Source organism: Spirosoma endbachense (genome assembly GCF_010233585.1).
GTDB classification, from domain to species: domain Bacteria; phylum Bacteroidota; class Bacteroidia; order Cytophagales; family Spirosomataceae; genus Spirosoma; species Spirosoma endbachense.
Window position 1 is genome coordinate 921,534 of record NZ_CP045997.1, and the last position, 23,913, is coordinate 945,446.

At 49.0% G+C, this 23,913-nt stretch carries 22 protein-coding genes; 5 read left to right on the plus strand and 17 right to left on the minus strand.

Annotated elements, in window-relative coordinates:
* Nucleotides 1-77: 77 nt before the first annotated feature.
* Entirely contained in the window at nt 78-1,562 is a 1,485-nt protein-coding gene (locus tag GJR95_RS03710) for a helix-turn-helix domain-containing protein (protein WP_162384607.1), read from the plus strand.
* A gap of 113 nt (nt 1,563-1,675) precedes the next feature.
* On the opposite strand, the gene GJR95_RS03715 is transcribed toward GJR95_RS03710, so the two are convergent.
* Together GJR95_RS03715 and GJR95_RS03720 are read right to left on the minus strand one after the other, a co-directional pair.
* Nucleotides 1,676-2,287 carry a hypothetical protein gene (locus tag GJR95_RS03715; protein WP_162384608.1) on the minus strand — a complete coding sequence of 204 codons (612 nt, stop codon included), beginning with the start codon at nt 2,285-2,287 and terminating at the stop codon, nt 1,676-1,678.
* Nucleotides 2,288-2,689: 402 nt separating this feature from the next.
* Nucleotides 2,690-4,957 (minus strand): aconitate hydratase, encoded by a 2,268-nt coding sequence (locus GJR95_RS03720; protein WP_162384609.1) that lies wholly within the window; start codon nt 4,955-4,957, stop codon nt 2,690-2,692.
* Between the two features lie 296 nt (nt 4,958-5,253).
* On the opposite strand from GJR95_RS03720, the gene GJR95_RS03725 reads away from it, so the two are divergent.
* Together GJR95_RS03725 and GJR95_RS03730 are read left to right on the plus strand one after the other, a co-directional pair.
* The gene (locus tag GJR95_RS03725) at nt 5,254-5,727 is read left to right on the plus strand and encodes a CHRD domain-containing protein (protein WP_162384610.1); all 474 of its coding nucleotides are present in this window, start codon (nt 5,254-5,256) and stop codon (nt 5,725-5,727) included.
* A 301-nt stretch (nt 5,728-6,028) separates the two neighbouring features.
* A complete protein-coding gene (locus GJR95_RS03730) occupies nt 6,029-6,829 on the plus strand; it encodes a CHRD domain-containing protein (protein WP_162384611.1) in 801 nt (266 codons plus the stop codon).
* A gap of 149 nt (nt 6,830-6,978) precedes the next feature.
* Here the strand turns inward: GJR95_RS03730 and GJR95_RS03735 are convergent, their stop codons facing one another.
* The 6 genes from GJR95_RS03735 to allB are packed head-to-tail and all read right to left on the minus strand — an operon-like array spanning nt 6,979 to nt 12,676.
* Complete coding sequence (locus GJR95_RS03735; RefSeq protein ID WP_162384612.1) at nt 6,979-8,415, minus strand: DUF6986 family protein; 1,437 nt, start codon at nt 8,413-8,415, stop codon at nt 6,979-6,981.
* Between the two features lie 57 nt (nt 8,416-8,472).
* On the minus strand, nt 8,473-8,808 hold the full coding sequence (gene uraH / locus GJR95_RS03740) for a hydroxyisourate hydrolase (protein WP_162384613.1): 336 nt from the start codon (nt 8,806-8,808) through the stop codon (nt 8,473-8,475).
* A complete protein-coding gene (uraD, locus tag GJR95_RS03745; RefSeq protein WP_162384614.1) occupies nt 8,805-9,311 on the minus strand; it encodes a 2-oxo-4-hydroxy-4-carboxy-5-ureidoimidazoline decarboxylase in 507 nt (168 codons plus the stop codon). Before uraD ends, uraH begins: the two co-directional genes overlap by 4 nt.
* Nucleotides 9,308-10,054 (minus strand): (S)-ureidoglycine aminohydrolase, encoded by a 747-nt coding sequence (allE, locus tag GJR95_RS03750; protein WP_162384615.1) that lies wholly within the window; start codon nt 10,052-10,054, stop codon nt 9,308-9,310. Before allE ends, uraD begins: the two co-directional genes overlap by 4 nt.
* Before the next feature lie 34 nt (nt 10,055-10,088).
* Complete coding sequence (locus tag GJR95_RS03755) at nt 10,089-11,336, minus strand: allantoate amidohydrolase (protein WP_162384616.1); 1,248 nt, start codon at nt 11,334-11,336, stop codon at nt 10,089-10,091.
* Nucleotides 11,333-12,676 carry an allantoinase AllB gene (allB, locus tag GJR95_RS03760; protein ID WP_162384617.1) on the minus strand — a complete coding sequence of 448 codons (1,344 nt, stop codon included), beginning with the start codon at nt 12,674-12,676 and terminating at the stop codon, nt 11,333-11,335. Before allB ends, GJR95_RS03755 begins: the two co-directional genes overlap by 4 nt.
* A 138-nt stretch (nt 12,677-12,814) precedes the next feature.
* Here allB and pucL point away from each other — a divergent pair, with 138 nt between their 5' ends.
* Nucleotides 12,815-13,675 (plus strand): factor-independent urate hydroxylase, encoded by an 861-nt coding sequence (gene pucL, locus GJR95_RS03765; protein ID WP_162384618.1) that lies wholly within the window; start codon nt 12,815-12,817, stop codon nt 13,673-13,675.
* 30 nt (nt 13,676-13,705) lie between these two features.
* Here pucL and GJR95_RS03770 read toward each other — a convergent pair whose 3' ends face one another.
* The 9 genes from GJR95_RS03770 to ureA form a co-directional block, all read right to left on the minus strand.
* Complete coding sequence (locus GJR95_RS03770; protein ID WP_162384619.1) at nt 13,706-14,407, minus strand: hypothetical protein; 702 nt, start codon at nt 14,405-14,407, stop codon at nt 13,706-13,708.
* The gene (locus tag GJR95_RS03775) at nt 14,397-15,209 is read right to left on the minus strand and encodes an urease accessory protein UreD (RefSeq protein WP_162384620.1); all 813 of its coding nucleotides are present in this window, start codon (nt 15,207-15,209) and stop codon (nt 14,397-14,399) included. The genes GJR95_RS03770 and GJR95_RS03775 overlap by 11 nt, the downstream gene beginning before the upstream one ends.
* Nucleotides 15,206-15,844 (minus strand): urease accessory protein UreG, encoded by a 639-nt coding sequence (gene ureG, locus GJR95_RS03780; RefSeq protein WP_162384621.1) that lies wholly within the window; start codon nt 15,842-15,844, stop codon nt 15,206-15,208. The genes GJR95_RS03775 and ureG overlap by 4 nt, the downstream gene beginning before the upstream one ends.
* Nucleotides 15,845-15,878: 34 nt before the next feature.
* Entirely contained in the window at nt 15,879-16,391 is a 513-nt protein-coding gene (ribA, locus tag GJR95_RS03785) for a GTP cyclohydrolase II RibA (RefSeq protein ID WP_162384622.1), read from the minus strand.
* Nucleotides 16,392-16,478: 87 nt separating this feature from the next.
* Nucleotides 16,479-17,165 (minus strand): urease accessory protein UreF, encoded by a 687-nt coding sequence (locus GJR95_RS03790; protein WP_162384623.1) that lies wholly within the window; start codon nt 17,163-17,165, stop codon nt 16,479-16,481.
* On the minus strand, nt 17,162-17,671 hold the full coding sequence (ureE, locus tag GJR95_RS03795; protein WP_162384624.1) for an urease accessory protein UreE: 510 nt from the start codon (nt 17,669-17,671) through the stop codon (nt 17,162-17,164). Before ureE ends, GJR95_RS03790 begins: the two co-directional genes overlap by 4 nt.
* Nucleotides 17,672-17,777: 106 nt before the next feature.
* Nucleotides 17,778-19,499, minus strand: a complete 1,722-nt coding sequence (gene ureC / locus GJR95_RS03800; protein WP_162384625.1) for an urease subunit alpha — start codon at nt 19,497-19,499, stop codon at nt 17,778-17,780.
* The gene (locus tag GJR95_RS03805; RefSeq protein ID WP_162384626.1) at nt 19,496-19,870 is read right to left on the minus strand and encodes an urease subunit beta; all 375 of its coding nucleotides are present in this window, start codon (nt 19,868-19,870) and stop codon (nt 19,496-19,498) included. The genes ureC and GJR95_RS03805 overlap by 4 nt, the downstream gene beginning before the upstream one ends.
* Nucleotides 19,871-19,966: 96 nt before the next feature.
* Nucleotides 19,967-20,269: an urease subunit gamma gene (ureA, locus tag GJR95_RS03810; protein ID WP_162384627.1), complete on the minus strand. Its 303-nt coding sequence runs from the start codon at nt 20,267-20,269 to the stop codon at nt 19,967-19,969.
* Nucleotides 20,270-20,883: 614 nt separating this feature from the next.
* On the opposite strand from ureA, the gene GJR95_RS03815 reads away from it, so the two are divergent.
* The gene (locus GJR95_RS03815; protein WP_162384628.1) at nt 20,884-23,910 is read left to right on the plus strand and encodes a SusC/RagA family TonB-linked outer membrane protein; all 3,027 of its coding nucleotides are present in this window, start codon (nt 20,884-20,886) and stop codon (nt 23,908-23,910) included.
* The last annotated feature ends 3 nt before the right edge of the window (nt 23,911-23,913 follow it).

The following is a 23,913-nucleotide window of genomic DNA, read 5'->3' on the forward strand; positions in this document are numbered from 1 at the left end:
CAATTCTTTTGTAGTATATCGTTTATCCTGTTGTTACACCATACGGTTTATACTCTCATTAACTACTCACGTATCCGTTGAATCTACCCGCTGATCATATCCGCCTGTTATTTGGCCTGAAAATGCGCCAGATGCGACTCGACAAGGGCTTGTCTGTCAGTGAACTGGCACAGCAGTCAGGTTTGTCTGTCTCTTATGTAACAGAAATCGAAAAGGGGCGAAAATACCCCAAGGCCGATAAGATTTCTGCGCTGGCTAATGCCATGCAGGTAGATTATGATGCGCTCGTTTCATTGAAACTCAGTAAGAAGCTGGAGCCAATATCAGATCTATTGCGCTCCAAGTTCCTGACCGAAATTCCGCTCGAACTCTTTGGGATCGATCCTTCAGATCTTCTGGAATTGCTGGCCGAGGCTCCGGCTAAAGTTAGTGCCATGATTCGCACGTTCATGGATATTGCCCTGAGCTACAACATGAGTGTCGAACGCCTGTATCTGACCATGTTACGGTCCTATCAGGAAATGCATGATAACTACTTTCCGGAAATTGAAACGGATGCCGAGCGCTTCCTGAATGAATTTGCCCAGCAGGGTCAGTCAGTGGGTGAAGCGTTGCTGATAAATTTACTTAAGACCCGTTACGATATTCATATTGAGCAATTCGACCCGCTCACACAACCTGAACTGGTATCTTTGCGGTCGGTTTTTCGGCCAGAGCATCGTCGATTGCATCTCAATGCGGCACTAACGGCCGAGCAGCGGGCCTTTATTCTGGCACGGGAGGTTGGATTTCAGTATCTGGGTCTGAAAAACAGGCCTTATACCTACTCCTGGGTCGAAGCGGAGTCATTCGAGCAGATTCTGAATAACTATAAAGCATCTTATTTTGCCGGAGCTATCCTGATTCGTCGGGATGCACTGGTGGCAAAATTGACTGATTTATTTGCTCGTGACACGTGGAGCAACGACGCTTTTTTGCAACTCATCACCGATTTTGGCTCTACTCCTGAGCGATTCTTCTATCGACTTAGCAACGTATTACCCAGCCATTTCGGAATCGATCAATTGTTTTTCTACCGCTTCAATCACATTGCAGGCCAGACAACATTCCAACTAACGAAGGAAATGCACCTGTCACGGCAACAGGGCCCGCGCGGTATTGTCGATGAGCATTTTTGCCGCCGATGGATTGCCTGGACTATTCTGCAGGAGCTTCAATCGTTGCAGCAGAATAAAGAATTTGACGGAACTCTGTGTCGGGCACAACTGTCTGAATACGCCGATTCTGGACTTCAATACCTGATTATTTCAGTAGCCCATCCCTTTCAGCCGCAAACTCAGCAGAACATAAGTGTCTCGATGTGTTTTGCCGTGAACGATGCCCTGAAAAGCAAAATGAAGTTTATGAATTCCCCGTCCGGCGATCTGCCGTTTCGTGTCGTCAATGAAGCTTGTGAGCGTTGCGGTATTTTCGATTGTCGCGAGCGGGTAGCGGCCCCAACCGTATTGCAGAAAAAACGCCAGTTTGCCGGGATGAAGAAGGCAATGGAGAAGCTGCGATAGGAGCGTGCTCCTAACCTTGCCGAAATGCCGGCCATGAGCTGTAGTTGTCATTCCGGCGGTTAGTCGTACACCAGAATGACAAAAATAAGACCCAGTTGACAGTGCTCGGGCGATTATTTCCCGCCAGGAATACCAATTTGTAAGCCGACGTTGACGGTAAAAAACTTCGAGGTTTTATCAAAGTTGACATTATTGAGTCCGCCCACATTCGCGTTTCCGTCTTTGTTACCAAAGATTATGTTGTAAGCGCCTTCGGCAAAAATGCCCAGGTTGCCAATGGCAAGTAATAGACCAATTTTCGGAGCAACGCCCCCATTCGTCGAATTAACTTTACTGCTTTCCTGTCCATTAAACTTAATCGAACTCGCCACGGCATAAACGCCCACTTCTGCACCTACGTAGGGGCGTAAGAAGCCATCGGTGAAGTAATAGTCGACTAGTGCCGTAATAGGAATAATGCCCGCGGAGTATTCAAGAGTTTGGCCTGCTGCACTAAACTTGCGGGATTCGCCAAAGGCTTTGATGCCCAGTCCAATAGCAAAGTTAGACGTGGGAAAAATTTTGGCATTTAAACCACCACCATAGAACGTTTCGGAGCCTTCAACATCCGAAGAGGCCACAGAGCCATTAATGCCAACCGAAAATTGCGCAAGCGCCGAATGGGCAATCAACACAAACAAACATACACTAGTGAGAATGGCGAACGTAGATTGTAGCTTTTTCATAAAGTATACTTGTTAGGACTTTCGCAGAGAAGCGTACCACGGTTAATGATGATGGTACTAATAACCACGTTCCGTCGTACCGTGGCACGCTTCTCTGCGAAAGTCCACTTGTTTAAGAAAGTTGCTTTTTTTGCTCCGGCGAAACTGGACTTGCCAAACAGAGCGTTGATAGATTTAACTAATGCTAATGGAGGTGAACAGAAAAACGCTTTAAACTAATACGTGGTTTCTATTTATGGTTAAAATAACTATTAAACGAAATGATAGTTTACTAAAAGGTTAGTATAGGGCTGATTTAATGATAATTGTATACAAAAAATCAACCCGGATAACTGCCTCGCTGGAAGCAGCTAACCGGGTTGATTTAGTATAGAACAGACAAGCTCAAGCTGTCTGGGTTAATTATGCACTCTGTTTCATCCGAATGATGTTCAGGGCAGCACCTGCCTTGAACCACTCGATCTGACCTTCGTTGTAGGTATGGTTAACCATAAACTCGTCAGTTGTGCCATCTGCATGATGCAGAACGATTTCCAGCGGACGACCCGGTGCGAACTCGGTCAAACCTTCGATGTCGATCGTGTCGTCTTCCTGAATCTTGTCGTAATCGGCAGGATTAGCAAAGGTTAATGCCAACATCCCCTGTTTTTTCAGGTTCGTTTCGTGAATACGGGCGAAAGACCGTACCAGAATCGCCCGAACGCCCAGAAAACGGGGTTCCATCGCTGCGTGCTCACGCGATGAACCTTCACCGTAGTTCTCGTCACCTACCACAATGGAGCCAATACCAGCAGCCTTGTAAGCTCGTTGAACAGCCGGTACTTCACCATACTCGCCCGTGAGTTGATTCTTCACGCTGTTAGTCTTCTCGTTATAGAAGTTAACCGCGCCAATCAGCATATTATTCGAGATGTTGTCCAGGTGACCACGGTATTTCAACCAGGGACCCGCCATCGAAATATGGTCAGTCGTACACTTGCCTTTGGCTTTGATCAGCAATTTCAGGCCGGTCAGGTCGGTACCTTCCCAGGCGCTAAAGGGAGCCAGCAATTGCAGACGATCGGAGGTTGGGCTAACGATGACTGAAACCCCAGAGCCATCTGCTGCAGGAGCCTGATAACCAGCATCATCAACCGCATATCCTTTGATGGGCTGCTCGATGCCCTGCGGCTCATCGAGTTTCACCTGCTCACCATCTTCATTGGTCAGTGTATCCGTCATCGGGTTAAACGTCAGGTCACCGGCAATGGCAAGAGCTGTCACAATTTCGGGCGAAGCCACGAAGGCGTGGGTGCTGGCGTTCCCATCGTTCCGCTTGGCGAAGTTCCGGTTGAACGACGTGATGATGGAGTTCTTACGGGTAGGATCGTCCATATGGCGCGCCCACTGCCCAATGCATGGCCCGCAGGCATTGGCCAATACCACACCACCGATTTCTTCGAATGTAGTGAGCAATCCATCGCGTTCAGCCGTGAATCGAACCAGTTCCGAGCCCGGTGTTACCGTAAATTCAGCTTTGGTTTTCAGGTGCTTGGCCGTTGCCTGAGCCGCTACCGACGCCGAACGGGTCATGTCTTCGTAGCTGGAGTTCGTACACGAGCCAATCAGACCAACTTCAAGTTTAGCAGGCCAGTTATTTTCTTTCACCGCTTTGGCGAAGTTCGACAGCGGCCAGGCCAGATCAGGAGTGAACGGACCGTTGATGTGCGGTTCGAGCGTATTGAGGTCAATCTCGATGAGTTGATCGAAGTACGATGCCGGATCAGCATAGACTTCTTCATCTGAGCGAAGATTTGCTTTGACGGCATCGGCAGCTTCAGCGATGTCGGCCCGGTTGGTAGCCCGCAGGTAGTCAGCCATCTTCTCATCATAGGCGAAGATCGATGTGGTAGCACCAATCTCAGCACCCATGTTACAGATCGTTCCTTTACCCGTTGCCGACAGACTTTCTGCTCCTTCGCCAAAATATTCGACAATGCAGCCCGTACCACCTTTTACGGTCAGAATACCGGCAACCCGCAGAATAACGTCTTTGGCCGATGCCCAGCCACTGAGTTTGCCGGTCAGTTTTACGCCAATCAGTTTAGGCATTTTCAATTCCCAGGCCAGACCTGCCATGACGTCGCAGGCATCGGCACCGCCAACACCAATGGCAATCATGCCCAGACCACCCGCGTTGGGTGTATGCGAGTCCGTACCGATCATCATGCCGCCTGGAAATGCATAGTTTTCAATCACCACCTGGTGAATAATACCTGCGCCCGGTTTCCAGAAGCCGATTCCATATTTGTTAGAAATAGACGACAGGAAGTCGTAAACTTCTTTGTTCTTACTCTTGGCGATGTCCAGATCCTGGACGGCCCCTACTTCGGCCTGAATCAGGTGGTCGCAGTGAACCGTTGACGGAACGGCTACCTGGGGGCGGCCAGCCTGCATAAACTGCAACAAAGCCATTTGAGCCGTTGCATCCTGCATGGCTACCCGGTCGGGTGCAAAGTCCACATAAGCCTTACCCCGCTCAAACGCCTGAGTCGGAGTTCCGGCAAAGAGGTGACTGTATAAAACCTTCTCCGACAAGGTCAGCGGTTTGCCCACTGCCTGCCGGGCTGCTTCGACGCGTTCGCCGAGGTTAGCGTAAACGCGCTGAATCATGTCTAAATCAAAAGCCATAGCAAATAGGATAACGGGGTTACTGAAAGGTATACTCTATAGAGAGAACCAACGAAATCGCAAAATGGATTCCGGTTCGCGGGTCAAAATTAGAAGATTCTGCCGCGTTTTGGAAATAATCTGACAATGAGTCGCTAGAGATCTTTTGAGCAGGCAAACAGTTCGACCGTTTCCTCGGTTTGATGTATGCTTGGCAATAAACCGATTGATTCACCATTCTACCTGTAAGTACTGCGTACTTTTTGGGTAATTCAATCTATTTTTGAACCCAGTTGTACACATAGACGCCTATTTTTATGAACAAGAAAAGTGCAATCCTGTCTGTTGCGGCCTTATTGGCCCTTGGAACGACGTTTATGTCGTGTAAAGACGAAGAGAATCCGACAACCACTGTACCCACTCCAACAACCACGCGTCTGGTGGCGACGTTAAATGGGGCTGGTGAAAAACCGACGTCAACAACATCGACGGCTACAGGCAACTTTGTTGGCGATTTAAATACAACGACTCGAGTGCTTAGCTATACGCTTACTTATACTGGCCCATTCTCGTCAACACTGACGGGTGGTCATTTACACCGTGTTACTAAAGCAGATGGCACTGGGCCTGTCGAGATTCCGTTTTCGAGCCTTACTTCGCCAATTAGTGGTACGACTACACTGACGACAGCAACGCGGGTCGATAGTTTGCTGAACGGATTTTATTATGCCAATTTACATACAACCCTCTATCCTGCTGGTGAGATTCGCGGAGATATCAAGAAACAGTAAATAGAAGCTATAGAGCAACGAAAGCAGGGCTGTCTCATCATGAGGCTGCCCTGCTTTCGTTAAAGAGATAAAGTAAAGATAACATACAGAAAACCAATAGTTTCTAAGAATCTAATTATACCTTTAAGTACGTATTTGCAAGTAAACCAACGTGTACAGAGTCAGTATCGTTATAAAGCCATTTTTTTTGAACAATTATAGTCAACAACGTATTTTGCCATAGGTCTAAAAGGCCTTACCCGTTCATTCTGTTCGTATCAATACAAGTTTTCGCTAACTCTTACCTTCTCAATTAATGAAAATGACAAAGAACTCTACCTTCCTGTTAGTGGCTGTTTTCATGGCACTAAGCTCTTTCCTGATGAATTGCAATGATCACCAGGCGTTACCTCCCGATGCAAAAATTCGATTGGTGTCAACCTTAAGTGGAGCAGGGGAGAAACCAATTCCTGTTGTGTCGGCAGGCACCGGTTCGTTTGTTGGTGTAATTGATCGTGCTACCCGCGTATTGAGCTATACGGTCACCTATTCGGGGTTAAGTCCCGTGGCGGGTCACCTCCACCGAATCAATTCGGCCAATGGCACCGGGCCAGTTGAGATTCCGTTTGCGAGTTTGACCTCCCCAATTATAGGCACTACTACGCTGACAACGGCAACCCGGGTCGATAGTTTAATTAATGGATTTTACTATGCCAATCTTCATACGCCTGCCTTTCCGGCGGGCGAAATTCGGGGGAATGTCCGTGTTGATGGCCAAATTAAACTAACCGCGGCTTTGAGCGGAGCTGCCGAAAAACCCATACCGAATGCTTCAGCAGCTACCGGCGCGTTTGTTGGGGTGGTCGATCCAACGACGCGTGTATTGAGCTACACAGTTACCTATTCGGGATTAAGCCCTGTGGCGGGTCACCTCCATCGAGTCAATGCGGCTAATGGTACCGGGCCAGTCGAAATTCCGTTCGCGAGTTTGACCTCCCCAATCATAGGTACGACTACCTTGACGACAGCGACCCGAGTCGATAGTTTGCTGAACGGATTTTATTACGCCAATTTACATACCGCGGTCTTTCCGGCGGGTGAAATTCGGGGTGATATCAAGTAGCCTACGATAGGTAATATAGGGCTTTCGCTCAGCATAGAAGCGTGCCACGGTTACTGATGCTACTCCTAATAACCGTGGCACGCTTCTATGCTGAGCGAAAGCTCTGTAACGGGTAATTTGGAATGGATAATGAAAAGTAACATTCCAAATTACCCGTTATGATTTCGTCTTCCTTCCAGGATCCGGTAAAAGGAGCGACTGCGTATTTCGTCTATTGTCAAGCCCGTTACCAGCGCTTCTTCCTCTGATATTGCTCCACAGTTCATCGCTTTCAGGAAGAAATTGAGTAAGCCCTGTCCGGTGGCCGCATCATCGAAAATGTCTTTTGTTAGCGTCGAAATTGCAGACCGCTCCACAAACGTTTTCAGTCGAAATACAGCGTCTTCGTAACTGCTCAGAAAGAAATTATACGTGGCGGCATACCGCATCGGCAACTGAGCCGGGTTCAGATCCCAGCCCTGATAAAACCCGTTGATGAGTGAATGCATGGTGTGGTTATACCCAATTTTCCATGTATTATGCACGGCTGTACGGTTTTCGGCCAGCTGCTCGAATGTCAGGTCGTCGCCCCGGTGGGGGCCGATGGGCATAACATTAGTAGCACCATCGGACAGAAAAATACCGGTACCGCCCAGCGCGACTTTTGTCACGTGGTGGGCAAAGTCGCAAACAGGATGATCCATTGTCTGGTATTTGGCCGTAATACCACAGGACGCTGTATAGTCGTATGTGCCAAAATGAGCGGCAATACACCGGCCTTCGCTGGCTTTGATAATGCGCATTAATGGGTTGCGACCTTCTTCGTCCATAACAATCTGCGTAGCCTCCACCATTGTTTCCATTTTCAGGGTGTTGGGGACGAGATTGTTCTCCTTCTCTAAAATTTCAAATAAGCGCACCATCGTGATTACCTGTTCGGGTATGGTCACTTTGGGGAGCATCACAACGAAATTATCGGGCAATACCCCGCCGGTTTTTTCGAGCAGCGTCGATAGGAAAATATCTAACGTCCGAACCCCGCGAAACTTTAAATCTTCGGTAAACGGTTTGATGCGAATGCCGATGAACGGCGATAGCGTTTTATCTTTCATGCCCTCCGCCACTTCAAGAGCCGCCTGAACGGCCGTTGCATCTTCTTCATCGTCGGGGCGATTGCCAAAGCCATCTTCAAAGTCAATCCGGAAATCCTCCACGGCTTCGGTCTGGAGTTTCTGGACGATTTTGTTGTAAACGGAATAGGCTAGCCAGGCCGATTCTTTTCTGCGTTCGGCTTCCGACAGGCCGTCTAAACGATCGGTCAGATCGGCAATGTCTTTTCGCAGATGTGGCAAACGGTCGTATCCATCCAATTGCAGCACATTGGCCAGTACAACGAAATTGGGTGAATACGTTTGCAGGTTTTTCAACGCGATTTCGCCCATCCGGATGCAGGTGTCCGACTTAAACAGATTGGCTCCACCGTAGACCGTATGTACGGGCTGCCGGTCGGGTTTGTCGCCGGGATACGTTGCCTGAAACGCCAGATTGGCCGGTTTTAGGCTATCAAGTAATCGGTTTTTGTCGCTTTCCTGAATCGATAACTTCATAATGATATGTTTTTTTCGGACATGGCGCCGTGTAGGCGTAATCTTAATGGTTCACGATCAGGAACCGCGGTAGGTAGAATAGCCAAACGGGTTCAGTAATAAGGGAACATGGTAATGCTCGCCCGTAATGAGCTGGAACGCAATCTCGACATACGGATAAAACGTTGGCGTGTTAAGCATATCGAAATAAGCTCCGGTTTCAAACCGTAGTTTATACGTGCCGGTTGGTAAGACGGCTTCGTTGGGCAATAAATCGCTGATCCGCCCATCTGAATTGGTAATTCCACGGGCAATTTCTGTCCATTCCCGTTGCTGTTGATACAAAACTACGCTAACGGCTACCGCTGGTTTCCCTTGTGTTGTATCAAGAATATGGGTGGTTAGTTGGCTCATGATACCAGAAGTTTTTCAAGACGGATCTTGGTAATTTTATTCTGCTCCTGCATCGCAATCAGGATTTCGTCTTCGGGCGAATTGGGTAATCTGGAATTTAGAATTTCCAGCATTTCATCGGCCGACTTCCCGGTGGCGCAGACAATAAAAATATAACCGAATTTAGTTTCGTATAGCCGATTTCCTTCCGATAAATCCTCTAAAACCTGTTGTGATGCCGTTGAAACGCCTGATTGCTCACCGGAAGCCCAGGTGCTTGTATTGGCAAACTTTTCCCGGAGTGAATTGATGTCGCCAATTTTCGGGTGATGGTCAAATGCTTCCCGCCAATCGCTTTCGTTGAGGGAAAACCAGCTGATTTCAGCCTGTTCGAACAGGCTTTCTTTGCTCTCGACCGGAAAGGTTTTGGCCATCTCGTTCACCCAGGCCGTTGACCCACAACACGTAACCAGGGCTGCTTTTAACTGGTTAACAGGCAACTGATTTAATTCAGGCAGGATCATACAGTTGTGGGAAAACGGTTTACGTTCTTGTAATAAATATAGACGGCGGGTTCTTTTCCCATCGCCGTGAACCACTGCTGACAATAGGGAGCCATCCAGATCGAATCGCCTTTTTTGATGGGATACCAGTCCTGATCGAGCATATACACACCCTGCCCCTGCAGGTAAATAAGGCCGTGTTCCATGATGTGCGTTTCGACCAGCGGCAAATGACCCCCCGAATCGTAGGTGAAAATATTGACTGCCATATCGAACGATAGTTCATCGGGGAGTAACACCTGCAAACGTAGAGCCGGATCGCCCAGATAGGCTGGAGCCGCTACGTTGGCAGCATTGCCAAAAATAACGGGCGGTATAGCATAGCCCTCCAGCCTTTCGTAGACTTTATGGAACGTCAACAGTTGAGTACCGGCTTCTGTTTTCTCGATCAGGTAATCTTTGCCAATTGGGATATAGACAAACTGCCCTGTTTTTAACGGCTGCTCATCTCCGCTTACCGTTGCTGTGCACTGGCCGCTTATGACGTAGAAAAACAGTTGCGACGCTTTCGTGGTACCCGTAAGCCTGCTGTTTTCAGTTGTCGTGATGAGCGTCTGACACAGGTTTGCGCCCATTTGCTCATTGATGATCACGTTGACAGTACAGTTATCCCAGCCGGGTACACGACTATTGATGTAGCCGTCGGGGCTAATGATGGCGTGATTGCGTTTGACAACCGATCGGGTAAGTGCTGAAATTTCCATAGGTTTAATTTACGTTTTGTCAGGCTGACAAAAATCACATAATCAGTTGTTTTTCGATATAGAGGCTCATAAAGGTATCGGCCACCTGAAGGGTAGCAGCCATATCGGCCAATTCTGTGTTTTCCAGCGGGTTATGGCTAATGCCTTTGAAGCACCGCACAAACAGCATGGAAACCGGTGAAACCTGCGAGATTGGTACGCCATCGTGTCCGGCACCACTTACCAGCCTGATCACTTCATAACCACAATCGTTTATAGCCTCTGCCAATAAGTCGCTGATGACTGGGTCGCAGGCTACCGATGTGGTTTCCTGAATTAGTTTCCAATGGATAGTAATTGCCCGTTTCTGGCCGATTTCGACACATTTATCGTGCAAGGTTTGGTAAGCAACCGCCAGGATGGATGCATCATTACTTCGTACATCCAGGCTACAGCTTACTTCGCCGGGAATGACATTACTCGCCGAATTGACTACGTTCAGTTTGCCAACCGTAGCCACCAGAGTGGGCTCACTGACAGCCAGTTGCTCGGCTGCCAGAATGAATTCAGCAGCAGCGCAAAGAGCATCCTGCCGCATCGTCATCGGTACGGTTCCGGCATGACCAGCCATACCACTAAAGATAATTTCAATGCGTTTTTGCCCCACAATATCTGTTACAACGGCAACCGGAACGTTACGTTCATAGAGCACAGGACCCTGCTCAATATGAATTTCAAAATAACCCAGCCACTTATCGGCTGCAATCGAGTCGGAGAGTAGCTGAGCCGAATTCCCACCAATTGTCTGGATAGCTTCCTCTAAGGTGATACCCGATTCGTCTTTTTTGTTGAGAAGGGCTTCGTCAAATGAACCGGCAACGACTTTGCTGCCAAGGTAAGTTGTGTGAAAGCGAACACCTTCTTCGTCGCTAAACGCGATCAGTTCGAGGTTAAACGGCAGCGGCTTACCCGCCAGAATGAGCTGTTCGATAAGGTCCAGGCCCATGATAACACCCATCGGCCCGTCGAATTTTCCGGCGTTCACGACCGTATCCATGTGCGAGGCAATGACAAACGTTCTGGCATTCGCCTGAGGGCTGATCAATCGACCTCGTACGTTGCCAATAGAATCAACCCGCGTTTCCAGGCCAATATTCTGCATCCAGTTTTGAATGATGCGGCTTCCCTGCTGAAACGCCGTAGTGCCAAAGGTGCGGGTGATGCATGCTGGGTCTTCACTGATCGCGGCCAGTTCGTTGATTTTGTTCAGTACGTTTTCGGCCCGGTTTAAATAATCGGTCATTTCATGGAGGGCGTAATAAGTTTTCCGGCATTCAACTGGCTGATCGTTCCGTTCTCAAAAACCTTCAGGCCACCGAGATAGGTTTGTTCGACCACTCCATGCAATTCCTGATGCAGATAAGGGGTCATTTTATGCTTGTGCTGCAATACTTCTTCCGAAACAGTGAACGAATTTTGGGGGTCCCATACGATTAAATCGGCATCGTATCCGGTTGCAATTCGCCCTTTTCGATGCGATAATCCCGCTAATTGAGCTGGTTTTTCGCTTAGCCAGCGGGCTACATCGGTTATCGCGAAGCCGCGTTGCCGGGCGGCTGTCCATAGAGCGGGTAAGGCTAACTGAAGGGATGCGATTCCGCCCCAGGCTTTCATAAAATCACCACGTTGGAGTAGTTTTAAGTCGGGTGGGGCAGGAGAGTGGTCAGTAGCCACAAAGTCAATGATGCCGTCGCGTAATGCTATCCATAACTGGTCGTTGTTTTCCTTTTCACGAATGGGTGGTGCGCACTTGAACTGCGTCTGACCATCCTGAATGGTTTCAGCATTGAAAAACAGATAATGCTGTGCCGTTTCGACCGTTAGCGGTAACCCTTTTTGTTTGGCTTTGGCAATGGGTTCGATGGAATTGGCCGATGATAGGTGCACAATGTGGGTTCGGCAGTTGTATTCTTCGCACAGCCGAATCATTAAAGCAATGGCTTTATCTTCCCATTCGGCTGGCCGTGATGACAGGTAATTTTGGTAGGATCGAACATCGCCGGTCGCCAGTACTTCGTTGGTAGATAATTCGCAATGGACGAGCAATGGTAGCCCATGTTGGGCAATAATGGGCATCGCTTTCCGTAAATCCGCTTCGGTAACATTCGGGAAATCGTCGATACCGGAATGAGTCAGAAAGGCTTTAAATCCTAATACACCTTTGGTGATAAGTTTTTCAATTTCGTCGGTATTTCCCGGCACGAGTCCTCCCCAGAAACCGCAGTTTGTGTGAAGTTGGCCTGCGGTGGCTGCCAGTTTTTGGTCGAAAGCTTCCGCCGATGTCGTTACCGGGGATGAGTTCAGGGGCATGTCGACCAGTGTTGTCAATCCACCGGTAATAGCTGCCCGCGTAGCCGTGTCGAAACCCTCCCAATCGGTCCGGCCAGGCTCATTGATATGTACGTGGGGATCAATGACTCCCGGCATCAGAACCTTGTCCTGAATATCAATGACTTCAACATGGATAGTTGATGGCAGGTCTGTTAAAACATCAGAAATTAACCCGTTTTTTAGTAGAACTACCGCCTTCTGGAGTCCTTCAGGCGTAAGAATATTATTTCCTTTGATCGCGAAATCAATCATACTATGAGCTATTATCTGAGGTCATCCCTGGCGTGGCCGTAGTAAGTGGTAGCCTTGAAGAGTTGAGGAGGTAGACTAAAAATAGGAAATTAATTTCTATAATAGGGGTCAATACTACCTAAAACAGCCGAAACAACCATGAAGCTTATACTGAAAAAAAATGCGTACGGTAAGAACGCCGTGAATCTGTCAAAAATAATTCGGCACCCTACGTATCATGAGTTCAGGCAGATCTCCGTGAATGTATCCTTGCAGGGCGATTTTGAAACCGCGCATACCCTAGGCGATAACTCGAAAATACTCCCCACCGATACGCAGAAGAACACTGTCTATGCGCTTGCGCAAGCGCATTTCGTGGATTCCATCGAAAACTTCGGGCTGTATTTGGCGAATTATTTTATCACCAATAATCCACAGGTAACCCAGGCGACAATCGACATTGTCGAGCATCCGTATCGCCGTATGACGTTCGACGGCGAGCCGCATCACCATGCCTACCTGGGAGGTGGTTCTGAGAAATACACAACGACAATCGTACAGACCGGGAGCCGTATTGTCATTTCTTCTGGTATCAAAGACCTGCTGATTCTGAAAACGACAGATTCGGGCTTCGAAGGCTATATCAAAGACCAGTACACAACGCTAAAAGAAACGGCCGATCGCATATTTGCGACCCAATGCGAGGCTACCTGGACATATGCAACACAGAAACTTGACTTTACCGCGGCCTTTGCAAAAATTAGAGAAACACTCCTGAAAACGTTTGCCCATCATAAAAGTCTATCGGTCCAGCAAACCTTGCTGGCAATGGGTTCGGCCGTTCTGGAAGAGAATGAGGCTGTGAGCGAGATTAGTCTGATCATGCCCAACAAGCACCATATACCGTTCAATCTGGAGCAATTTGGTCTGGACAACAATAACGATATTTTCATCGCCACCGACGAACCGTACGGCTACATTACCGGGACAGTGACGAGGGAGCAGGGTAATGAAGAATAGCAATCGGAGCAATTAGTCGTCACGAATGAATTACCATTCCAGAAACACCATGCCTGCACCGCAGATAGTAATGGTCAGCCCGGCCAGCGCATGCATATAACGCTCTAACTGCTCTGTTTTCAGAAGGGAAATGCCATAGTATCCAAGCAGAACCAGGCTGGTCATTGTAGCCAGCGTAAAGACTGTGTAAGTGCCGATTAAAAGCAGCATACCACTCCAGGACTGTTGAGCTGCCGGAAAATAAAGCAGCGGAATCATCGGTTCGCAGGGCCCCAGTACAAAAATCAGGAACATAACCCAGGGCGTGACTTTATAGCGATTTTGTGGAGATACAGCCAGATCGTGCTTATGCTCGTAAACATACAGTTCACCGTTGTCCTGTAGGTCAAAATGTTTGTGGGGCCGGTTCTGATAAGCCCGAAAAAGCCCCCAGACGCTGTAAATCAACCCAAAACCCAATAACGCCCAACCGGCTATTCCACCCCGGATCGATTCAAACCAGTTAATTTTGGCAACCGACCAGCCGAGAGCAGCACCACCCAAACCCAACAGCACCGAACTCCACACGTGTCCGCAGCCGCAAACGATGGTCCAGCCGATCGTCCGCGGGAGTGACCAGCTCCGCGCTTTGGCTAACGCAAGAAACGGCAGGTAGTGGTCAGGTCCGGTAGCCGTGTGCAAAAAAGCAACGGTAATGGAGGTTAGTACTAGCAGCTGGGTTTCATGGCTCATAGGCTACGGACTTGGATTGACGAAGCGTAGGTTGAGGTAGTTGCCCGGCAATCGTTTTCAGGCATGTATGAAGCTGCTCGCTATGTTGTCCAAGTAGTCTGACCACCAGCCCATTGACCGGAGCTACTGAGACGGCGAACAAAATGCCCGGCTGCTGGGCTAAATAGGCCATTATCGTTTTGCTGAGTTCATGAACAGGCTCCTTTTCATTCAGATAAATCAGGCCAGCCTGATGGGTGAAGCCTTCCAGTTGCCCGATTGCGCTCAGATTCATCGTTGCCGGGGTGATCAGGACGTTTTCCTTGATCACCATTTTTTTGTTGATAAATACCTGCGTAACCGTATGATATTTCGAAAACTGAAAAACCTCACCGTTCAGTTTTCGGCCGCAGGTAAGTACCTCGCCCCAGATCAGACAACAGCCATCGGCCATATAAATCTGGTTGGTTGCTGAGAAACTGGCTTTTTCATGCGGCACCGACGGGTGAGGCAGGAAACAAAACGACGATCCTTTTTCCATCTGAACATGCATGCGCTGCGACGCTCCCCGCTTCATGGTGAACAATCGCTGGTACGATTGTGTCTGCAACTCCAGCGAACAACCTTCGGCCAGATCAATTCGGAGTTGATAGTCGTCGCCATCTAAAACTCCCGGTGACGAACTCATCAGCATCAGCTTTAACTGATGGGCCCGTTTATCCTCTGTAATGTTTGCTACCTTGAAGGGTGGGGTAAAAAACGCTTTTTTTAGATAAGTCTGGGTGTGGCGCAGAGCAGTCTGGATGTGTAGCTCAGCTTTCATCGCCACAATTTTGGCTCGTCTACAGCTTCCAGTAAGGCGTACCGACGTATCCAGTCAATGACGCTATCCAGGCCTTGTGAGCTCATTAAGTTGGTGAATACAAACGGGTTGCCATTGCGCATCCTGCGGGCATCGCGTTCCATCACCCCCAGATCGGCGTTCACGTAGGGGGCGAGGTCAATTTTGTTGATGATGAGCAGGTCGGAACGCGTAATGCCGGGTCCACCTTTGCGGGGTATTTTATCGCCTTCGGCCACATCGATGACGAAGATGGTCACGTCGGCCAAATCGGGGCTGAAGGTAGCCGAAAGGTTGTCGCCACCACTTTCGATGAAAATAAGTTCGACATCCGGAAACCGCTGTGCCATTTCCTCAACGGCTTCGAGGTTCATGCTCGCATCTTCGCGGATGGCTGTATGCGGGCAACCGCCCGTTTCGACGCCAATGATTCGGTCGGCGGGCAACAGGCTGTTTTGGGTTAGAAACTCCGCGTCTTCTTTGGTATAAATATCATTGGTAATGACACCAATGCTGTATTGGCTGGCCATCTGGCGCGACAGACGCTCAATCAGGGTCGTTTTTCCCGACCCAACCGGTCCTGCCACACCAATTTTTACGTAGGTTCTTGACTTCATTACGTAGGTTTTCTACAGAATAGAACTTCTCTGATCACAGGGTAGTAGACTTAATGCCAACGACCGTAACGCCATGTTGGGTCAGCATTTCTACTTTTTTCGGATTGTCGGTCAACATACGTATTGACTTAACGCCGAGTTCGCTTAAAATTTCGGCTGCTTTCGTGTAGTCTCTGGCATCCCGTTTAAAGCCTACCGCTTCATACGCATCCGCCTGGGGCAAGCCTTTTCGTTTATATTCTACGCTTTTTAAAAGTGCAAAATGCCCGTTTCCTTTCCCTTCCTGCTCTAGCCAGATAATAATGCCCTTTCCGGCTTGCTGGATGAGTTGTTGGGATATTTCCATTTGCTCTCTACAATCACACTCGATGCTGTTAAAGGCATGGCCGAACAGGCAGGAAGAATGAACTCTGCACAGTACGTCTTCTTCGCCATCCACATCACCCATGATTAGCGCAATCGACTCTTTTTGTCCATCATAAAAGAGAATTTCGTGGTACTCACCAAATTTTGTTTTGAGGTTTCCCTCGGCCATTTTAACGATCATTGCAAGTTTACTTTATGGTTAGTAGTGGTATCGGCGATGCCCGCATGGCGCTGAGCGAAAGCCTCAGATTTGCCCGTTTCCATCCAGTTAAGACATATACAGCCGTGAATACAATTGTTCGTGCTGCATGCTTCGGATGTCGAAACCGGGGCAGCAAAGGCCAATTAGCTCACGATTGGGTTGTAACGTATCAGTAACCAATTTCTGAATCAGTGGGTGCAGCGAAAACAGAATTTCCTGACCGTCCTGTTGGCCCAGCGGAACCAGTTTAACGCAATTCGTAACCATACCACCGGCTGCATTGTAATAAAACCCGGTCATGGCATCTGCTTTCGGAATTTGTAATGCCTGTGCAAACAGGCCAAACACAAGGCAATAATGCCCCATAACTTCCTGATTCTGTATGGCTTCCCGATACTGATTTGCCAGTGCGTTATCACAAAGCGGTTGAAATAGTTTCATCAGCCGAATGCCCAGTTTCTGGCTGGCCTGCCGCATTTCTTTCGGCAATTTTACCGCTGTGCATTCGTCATCCAGCGTTACCAGTTCATTCCAGTCATTCCGGGTGGCAGCATCATAGGCCAAGGAGGCCAATGCCGCATCGGTGTAAAACAGATTCCTGCCCAGCATTTCTTCGACAAACATTTTTGCCGTTGTAACATTATGCACAACACCAGCCTGTACGTAGGTTTCGAGGCCCGCCGAGTGCGCATAACCTCCGATCGGTAGGGTTGGATCGCTTAATTGCAGGAGACGGATCAGACCAGTATTCATGCTGAGGGTGTAGTGAGTTTAAGGATTTTTGAAAATAAGCTTTCACTACTGCTGGCATGCCCGTGGGGCGAAATAGTCGTTTTCAGGGGTTGCACTAATTTTCGTTGTTGCTGCTCTACAACATAGCCCAATGCGGTCAGTAACCGAAACAGAGGGGCATCATAGGGGGCCAACAGCGTATTGTCATCGAAAAACAGAGGTAAATGCTTATTGCCAATTTCGTAACAAACCGATGCCATTTCGTACATGGACTTTGGCCTGATGACAAGTACATCGCACGGAAGCACCTCAACCACAATCAGGGTCTGAGCATCTTCGTATAACACGTCTCCCTGTGTCAGTTGCGGATTTTCGGCCAGAAACTTCAACGCAATTTCCTGCCCCGATTGGGTTCGCTTTCGCATGATCCGCTTGCTGGTTTCAAACCACTCCAGCGGCAACCAGTCGATGGTGCGGTCGCCAGGGTCGATAGCGTCTATATGGCCGAGTTTCTGTTGAATAAGCATTTTTTTGTTTTTGTCATGCCAACAGTAGGACGCATCCTGATGCAGCTAAAAGTGTTCGTCTTACCCGAAGATCCTTCCTGCGTTGGGATGACAAAGAATAGATTACCTAAAACAAAAAATACCGCTGCGCCAAGGGTAAGACGGCAACTGGTTCACACGTAATGGTTTCGCCCTCAACTTTCACTTCATAAGTTTCGGGGTTTACGTCAATCCGGGGCGTGGCATCGTTGTGGATCAGGTCCTTTTTTGAGATGGTCCGACAATTCTTTACGGGTAAAGTCATTTTCTGCAACTCGTATTGTTGTACGATCCCTTTTTCCAGCGAAATCTGCGACACGAACGTTGCGCAGGTTTTATGTAAGGCTTTGCCATAGGCCCCGAACATATGGCGGTAAATAACGGGTTGCGGGGTTGGAATCGACGCGTTAGGGTCGCCCATTTTACTGGCGATGATCATGCCACCCTTAATGATCATTTCGGGTTTGGCCCCGAACATTGCCGGATTCCATAAAACCAGATCGGCCAGTTTCCCGGCTTCAATAGACCCAACATAGTCCGAAATACCGTGCGTAATGGCGGGGTTGATCGTGTACTTGGCTACATAGCGTTTCACCCGGAAATTATCATTTTTATTCGCTTCATCTTCCGGTAAAAATCCCCGCTGCTTTTTCATCTTATCGGCGGTTTGCCAGGTTCGCGTAATTACCTCGGCCACGCGGCCCATCGCCTGCGAGTCAGAACTCATCATGCTAAAAACGCCCATGTCGTGCAGAATATCTTCTGCTGCAATGGTTTCGGGACGAATTCGCGAATCGGCAAAGGAAACATCTTCCGGCACCGATTTGTCAAGGTGGTGGCAAACCATCAGCATGTCGAGGTGTTCGTCGATGGTGTTGATGGTGTACGGGCGGGTTGGATTGGTCGACGATGGGAGCACATACGGGTACATCGCTGCCTTGATAATGTCAGGGGCATGACCGCCACCGGCACCTTCGGTATGAAATGTATGAATCACCCGACCGTTGATGGCGCTGATGGTATCTTCCAGAAAACCACTTTCGTTCAGCGTGTCGGTATGGATGGCAATCTGAACGTCATATTTATCCGCAACCGTCAACGACGCATCGATTACCGCTGGTGTCGAACCCCAGTCTTCGTGAATTTTCAGGCCCAGCGCACCGGCTTCAATCTGTTCTTCAAGCGGGGCCGTGGTGGCACAATTGCCTTTGCCCATAAAGCCAAGATTCATCGGGAACGCATCGGCTGCTTCGAGCATTTTCTGGATATTCCAGGCACCGGGTGTTACGGTTGTGGCGCTGGTGCCATCGGCAGGGCCGGTACCACCGCCCATCATCGTTGTAATGCCGCTAAACAAAGCATGGTCGATCTGCTGCGGACAAATAAAATGAATGTGTGAATCGATGCCGCCCGGTGTAGCGATCAGGCCAGCACCACCATGAACTTCGGTCGAAGCACCAATGACCATGTTCGGGTCTACGCCGTCCATTGTATCGGGATTTCCAGCTTTACCGATGCCAACAATTTTGCCGTCTTTTAACCCAATATCGGCCTTCACGATGCCCCAATGGTCAATGATCATGACGCTGGTAATGACCATGTCCAGAACGCCTTCAGCACGAGTGGCCGTAGCCGATTGAGCCATGCCATCGCGGATGGTTTTGCCCCCACCAAATTTGGCTTCGTCTCCGTAAACCGTATAATCTTTTTCGATTTCGATGATCAGGTCGGTATCTGCCAGACGTACTTTATCGCCCACCGTCGGGCCATACAGGTTCGCGTATTTTATTCGGCTGATGGATAGGCTCATGATGGCTTATGTTTAAACTTCTGAGCGTGTAGCTGTTTCATCGCCTGTTGTTTGCTAAGCTCATCAATCGTATCGCCATTGGTTAAGTTGCTGAACCCGTAGACTTTACGATTTCCGCCCAGGGCAACCAACTCAACGAGTTTTTCTTCACCAGGCTCAAAGCGAACCGCCGTTCCGGCTGGAATATTCAACCGCATACCAAATGCCTTCTCGCGGTCAAATTCCATCTGTTTGTTGACTTCAAAAAAGTGATAATGTGAACCAACCTGCACGGGTCGGTCGCCGGTGTTAACAACGGTTAGGCTGGCGGTCGGCCGACCCGCATTACACTCGATCGGGTCGTTGCCAAGAATGTATTCTCCGGGTATCATGTTGATTTACGGTTTATGAGGAGTCGCTTTCCAAAAGTCAGGAGCTGGTCGGCTGGTATTTACAGTATAGGCATCGACCGATAACGGCGAACGGATTTAGCGAATTGGATCATGGACGGTAACCAGCTTGGTTCCGTCGGGGAACGTCGCTTCGATTTGAATCTCATGGATCATTTCGGGAATGCCATCCATTACATCCTTGCGGGTTAAAATCGTGGTACCATATTGCATGAGTTCGGCCACCGATTTGCCGTCGCGGGCGGCTTCCTGGAGTTGGCTGCTAATAAGCGCAATCGCTTCAGGATAGTTGAGTTTTAAGCCACGGGCTTTTCGCTTCTCGGCCAGTTCACCCGCCAGAAACAGGAGTAACTTTTCACTTTCGCGTGGTGTCAGATGCATAGGTTACGAATTGGGATTCACTGATTTTAGAGCAATATAAGCCAAAAAGGAGTTAGTTTTTCATACGAAGGCGCATCTGATGAGGAGCTGGATTTATCTATCCAACCACCAAGTAAGGCTTCGTATTGAATCAGGAGTAACCTGTTATTCAGTGCCGTATATCGCGATCTGTATTGGGGTTTTATGGAAACATTAAATGTGTCGTTGATTTGTTAACATACCCTTGAATGGAGATTTTGGGGTGGTGACGCGCCTTCCGGTTAATTTTGCGCTCCACAAGAATCATTACCAGTGCGATTTCTACAATGTTCAATTCTTAGGGAAAGACCTGTTGAGTACAGGATTTGCAGTTGTCTTTCGCCGAAATCTTCCATAAGTCAGCCAGCCTTCTGCAGAGTAGCCCATCAGCCAGTCAGGTGAAATTTACTAAACCGGTCTCATGAATAACCCGGCTGTTAGACCATACTTCTGTAGCACATTCCTGGTTATGGGGCTACTTAGTTGATATCTCTTTGTATTTTTCTGGGAATTTTTAATTTTTTTTTAATACTTACTTCGTTAATTGAAATTTATTGAGAAATCACGTTTTGCTACCTCTAATTAAGTCTACAATCATGAAGATTTTTTACATTTCACCTCCATTTATAAAAAAATGGAGCGTATTGTGCTGGTTTTTCCTGGCAATCAGTGCACTGGCCGTTCAGGGGAAAAGTCCTGATTTTCGGACCGGCAAAGCCCAGGCTGAGCTGACTGTCAGTGGGCGCGTTGTCGATGCGGCAACGAACGAATCGCTGGCTGGCTGTACTGTCGTATTGAAAGGATCACAGCGTGGCACGACCACCGATGCCAAAGGTGAGTATCGGATTGTCGTTCCCAGTGGCGATGCAGTACTGGTGTTTGGCTTTATTGGGTTTGTGTCGCAGGAGATACAGGTAGGCAATCGTACAACACTGAATGTATCCCTGGCTGCTGCTGCTTCTGAACTTACACAGGTTGTCGTTATCGGCTACGGTACTACGACAAAGAAGGACGCTACCGGTGCCATGACAACCCTGAAAAGCACGGACTTCAATCGGGGTATAATCAATTCACCCGAACAACTTTTGCAGGGTAAAGTGGCCGGAGTTAACGTTACTTCTGCCAGTGGCGAACCCGGTGCTTCTCAGAGTATTACAATTCGGGGGCCGGGTGGCGTTCGTACAGGCAGTACGCCTTTGTTTGTCCTGGATGGTATTCCGCTGGACAACTCCAGTACAGGTGGTGTTACCAACCCGCTCAACTTCCTGAACCCGCAGGATATCGAAGCGATTGACGTGCTGAAAGATGCATCGGCTACTGCCATCTACGGAGCACGTGGGGCCAATGGCGTCGTGTTGATTACGACCAAAAAAGGGAAAGCGGGCACTTCTAATCTGACTCTTTCCGCCAACGTCGGCATCTCAAACGTAGCACGGCCTATTCCTGTTTTTAATGCCGACGAGTACCGAAAGCAGGTAGTGGCCGTTGGGGGTATTGTCGACGATAAGAAGGCTTCGACCGACTGGCAGCGCGAAATCAGCCGGACTGCCATTACGCAGGATTACAATCTTGGTTTTAGCGGTGGTGCCGAAAAGCTAACCTACTACGGTTCGCTGGGTGTTCAGAATCAGGAAGGTGTGCTGAAAAATAGCCGTTTAAAACGCTATACCGGCCGATTTAATGCATCGCAGAAATTCCTTGATGATCGACTGGCGCTCGATGTAAACCTAACCGCTTCACAAACCGTCAACGAACGTCCTCCCATTGAGGGTATTCTTGGTGCGGCCCTATCGGCCAACCCAACCTATCCAGCCTACGACTCTACCGGTGGTCCGGCACGATATCAGGCGTTTACAAATCCGGTGCTGTCGCTGGCTTTGCAGAAAGATATAACGACGATCAACCGGGTAGTAGCAACGATATCACCCTCCTACAAGATTACCAACGCCCTCGTTTATAAGCTGAATCTGGGTATCGATAATGCAACGTCGACCCGTGATTTGCAGTCGCTGGCCAGTGCTGTACCCCAACAGGATGGCCGGCTTGAAAGTATCTACAAGACCAATCGGAACGTATTGATTGAGAACTATTTCACCTACACGCGGGGGTGGGCTAATCACAATCTGACGGCTTTGGTGGGGCATTCGTATCAGAAATTTTATATTCAGGAGCGGAGCTGGAGTATCAATAAATTTCCGATCTCGCCCATTGAACCAATCAACAATCCAAGTCTTGGGCAGGATCTCACACTGGCTAACAACCGGCCAGGCGGATCGTCGATCGAAAACGAGCTTCAGTCGTTCTTTGGCCGTCTGAATTATCAGTTTCGGGATCGCTACCTGTTCACCGCTACCGTGCGGGCCGATGGGTCGAGCAAGTTTGGGGCAAACAACAAATACGGCGTTTTCCCGTCATTCTCGGCGGGATGGCGGTTGTCTGAAGAGCCTTTTCTGCAATCAGGACCGTTCTCTGATCTGAAACTTCGGGCAGGCTGGGGTCAAACGGGTAACCAGGAGATTCCGTCAAAAATCACTCAGGCCCTGTTTACGTCGCAGGTTGGCGCAACGACCAGCTATCCACTGGACAACTCGACGAACTACCCTGCCGGAACGACTTACACGCGGCTTGCCAATCCCGACATTCAGTGGGAGGTGTCAACCCAGACCGACGTTGGGCTGGATTTTGGCCTGTTTAAAGGCGCATTGACTGGTACAATTGACTATTTTCGGAAGGTGTCGGGCAAAATTCTGCTCGAAGTAATTCCCGCTGACCCCATTCAGCCGGCTGCTACCTATTGGACCAATGTGCCCGATATGAGCATCACGAACCAGGGGGTAGAAGTAGGTCTGAACTACCGTTACGCAAGCCAGCGCGGGTTCCGGTTCGACCTTGGGGGTAACATTACGTTCATTAAAAACGTGGTAAATAACTCGCCCTACTCTGTAATTACGTCAGGATCGGCCACGGGCGCAGGTCTGACGTCGGCTACGGTTAACGGTTATGTGAACGGCCAGCCCATTGGGACCTTCTTCCTGCGTGAGTACATCGGCATTGACGACAAGGGAGTCAGCAAGTACAGCGATATCGACGGTGATGGCATTGGCGGGACTGATAAAGACCGGATTGCCGCTGGTAGCGCACTGCCGACCCAGCAGTTCAACCTGAACGCCAGGGTTGGCTATAAGGGCTTCGATCTGACAGCCAACTTCAATGGTGTGTCGGGCAATAAGTTGTACGACAACACGGCCAACGCTTTCTTCTACAAAGCGCGTCTGGTAAAAGGATTAAATGGCCCTGCCGAAGCCGTTGGTGAGCCAAATGAGTCGATCAACAACTCGGCTCCTGTGTCGACCCGCTTCCTGAAAGATGGTGCATTTTTCCGGCTAAACAACCTGACGCTGAGCTACAGTCTCGATCCGAAACTTATCGGGATGAAGCGCTGGATTTCTAACGTCCGGCTGTCGGCAACGGGACAGAACCTGTTCGTGATTACCAAGTACAACGGTTATGATCCAGAGGTAAACACCGATCGGACGGTAAATGGCATTTCGTCGTACGGGATAGATTACCTAAGCTACCCCAAAGCCCGTTCGTTTGTATTCGGCCTGAATCTGACATTTTAATCA

What these genes read in the sequence shown, in the direction of transcription:
- ureC (WP_162384625.1), bottom strand. Translation starts at nt 19,499, where the DNA reads ATGAGCCTATCCATCAGCCGAATAAAATACGCGAACCTGTATGGCCCG.
- GJR95_RS03815 (WP_162384628.1), top strand. Translation starts at nt 20,884, where the DNA reads ATGAAGATTTTTTACATTTCACCTCCATTTATAAAAAAATGGAGCGTA.
- uraH (WP_162384613.1), bottom strand. Translation starts at nt 8,808, where the DNA reads ATGAGCCAACTAACCACCCATATTCTTGATACAACACAAGGGAAACCA.
- GJR95_RS03720 (WP_162384609.1), bottom strand. Translation starts at nt 4,957, where the DNA reads ATGGCTTTTGATTTAGACATGATTCAGCGCGTTTACGCTAACCTCGGC.
- pucL (WP_162384618.1), top strand. Translation starts at nt 12,815, where the DNA reads ATGAAGCTTATACTGAAAAAAAATGCGTACGGTAAGAACGCCGTGAAT.
- allB (WP_162384617.1), bottom strand. Translation starts at nt 12,676, where the DNA reads ATGATTGATTTCGCGATCAAAGGAAATAATATTCTTACGCCTGAAGGA.
- ureG (WP_162384621.1), bottom strand. Translation starts at nt 15,844, where the DNA reads ATGAAGTCAAGAACCTACGTAAAAATTGGTGTGGCAGGACCGGTTGGG.
- ribA (WP_162384622.1), bottom strand. Translation starts at nt 16,391, where the DNA reads ATGATCGTTAAAATGGCCGAGGGAAACCTCAAAACAAAATTTGGTGAG.
- GJR95_RS03725 (WP_162384610.1), top strand. Translation starts at nt 5,254, where the DNA reads ATGAACAAGAAAAGTGCAATCCTGTCTGTTGCGGCCTTATTGGCCCTT.
- uraD (WP_162384614.1), bottom strand. Translation starts at nt 9,311, where the DNA reads ATGATCCTGCCTGAATTAAATCAGTTGCCTGTTAACCAGTTAAAAGCA.
- GJR95_RS03790 (WP_162384623.1), bottom strand. Translation starts at nt 17,165, where the DNA reads ATGAATACTGGTCTGATCCGTCTCCTGCAATTAAGCGATCCAACCCTA.
- GJR95_RS03775 (WP_162384620.1), bottom strand. Translation starts at nt 15,209, where the DNA reads ATGAAAGCTGAGCTACACATCCAGACTGCTCTGCGCCACACCCAGACT.
- GJR95_RS03770 (WP_162384619.1), bottom strand. Translation starts at nt 14,407, where the DNA reads ATGAGCCATGAAACCCAGCTGCTAGTACTAACCTCCATTACCGTTGCT.
- GJR95_RS03735 (WP_162384612.1), bottom strand. Translation starts at nt 8,415, where the DNA reads ATGAAGTTATCGATTCAGGAAAGCGACAAAAACCGATTACTTGATAGC.
- GJR95_RS03730 (WP_162384611.1), top strand. Translation starts at nt 6,029, where the DNA reads ATGACAAAGAACTCTACCTTCCTGTTAGTGGCTGTTTTCATGGCACTA.
- allE (WP_162384615.1), bottom strand. Translation starts at nt 10,054, where the DNA reads ATGGAAATTTCAGCACTTACCCGATCGGTTGTCAAACGCAATCACGCC.
- GJR95_RS03715 (WP_162384608.1), bottom strand. Translation starts at nt 2,287, where the DNA reads ATGAAAAAGCTACAATCTACGTTCGCCATTCTCACTAGTGTATGTTTG.
- GJR95_RS03805 (WP_162384626.1), bottom strand. Translation starts at nt 19,870, where the DNA reads ATGATACCCGGAGAATACATTCTTGGCAACGACCCGATCGAGTGTAAT.
- GJR95_RS03755 (WP_162384616.1), bottom strand. Translation starts at nt 11,336, where the DNA reads ATGACCGATTATTTAAACCGGGCCGAAAACGTACTGAACAAAATCAAC.
- ureE (WP_162384624.1), bottom strand. Translation starts at nt 17,671, where the DNA reads ATGCTTATTCAACAGAAACTCGGCCATATAGACGCTATCGACCCTGGC.
- ureA (WP_162384627.1), bottom strand. Translation starts at nt 20,269, where the DNA reads ATGCATCTGACACCACGCGAAAGTGAAAAGTTACTCCTGTTTCTGGCG.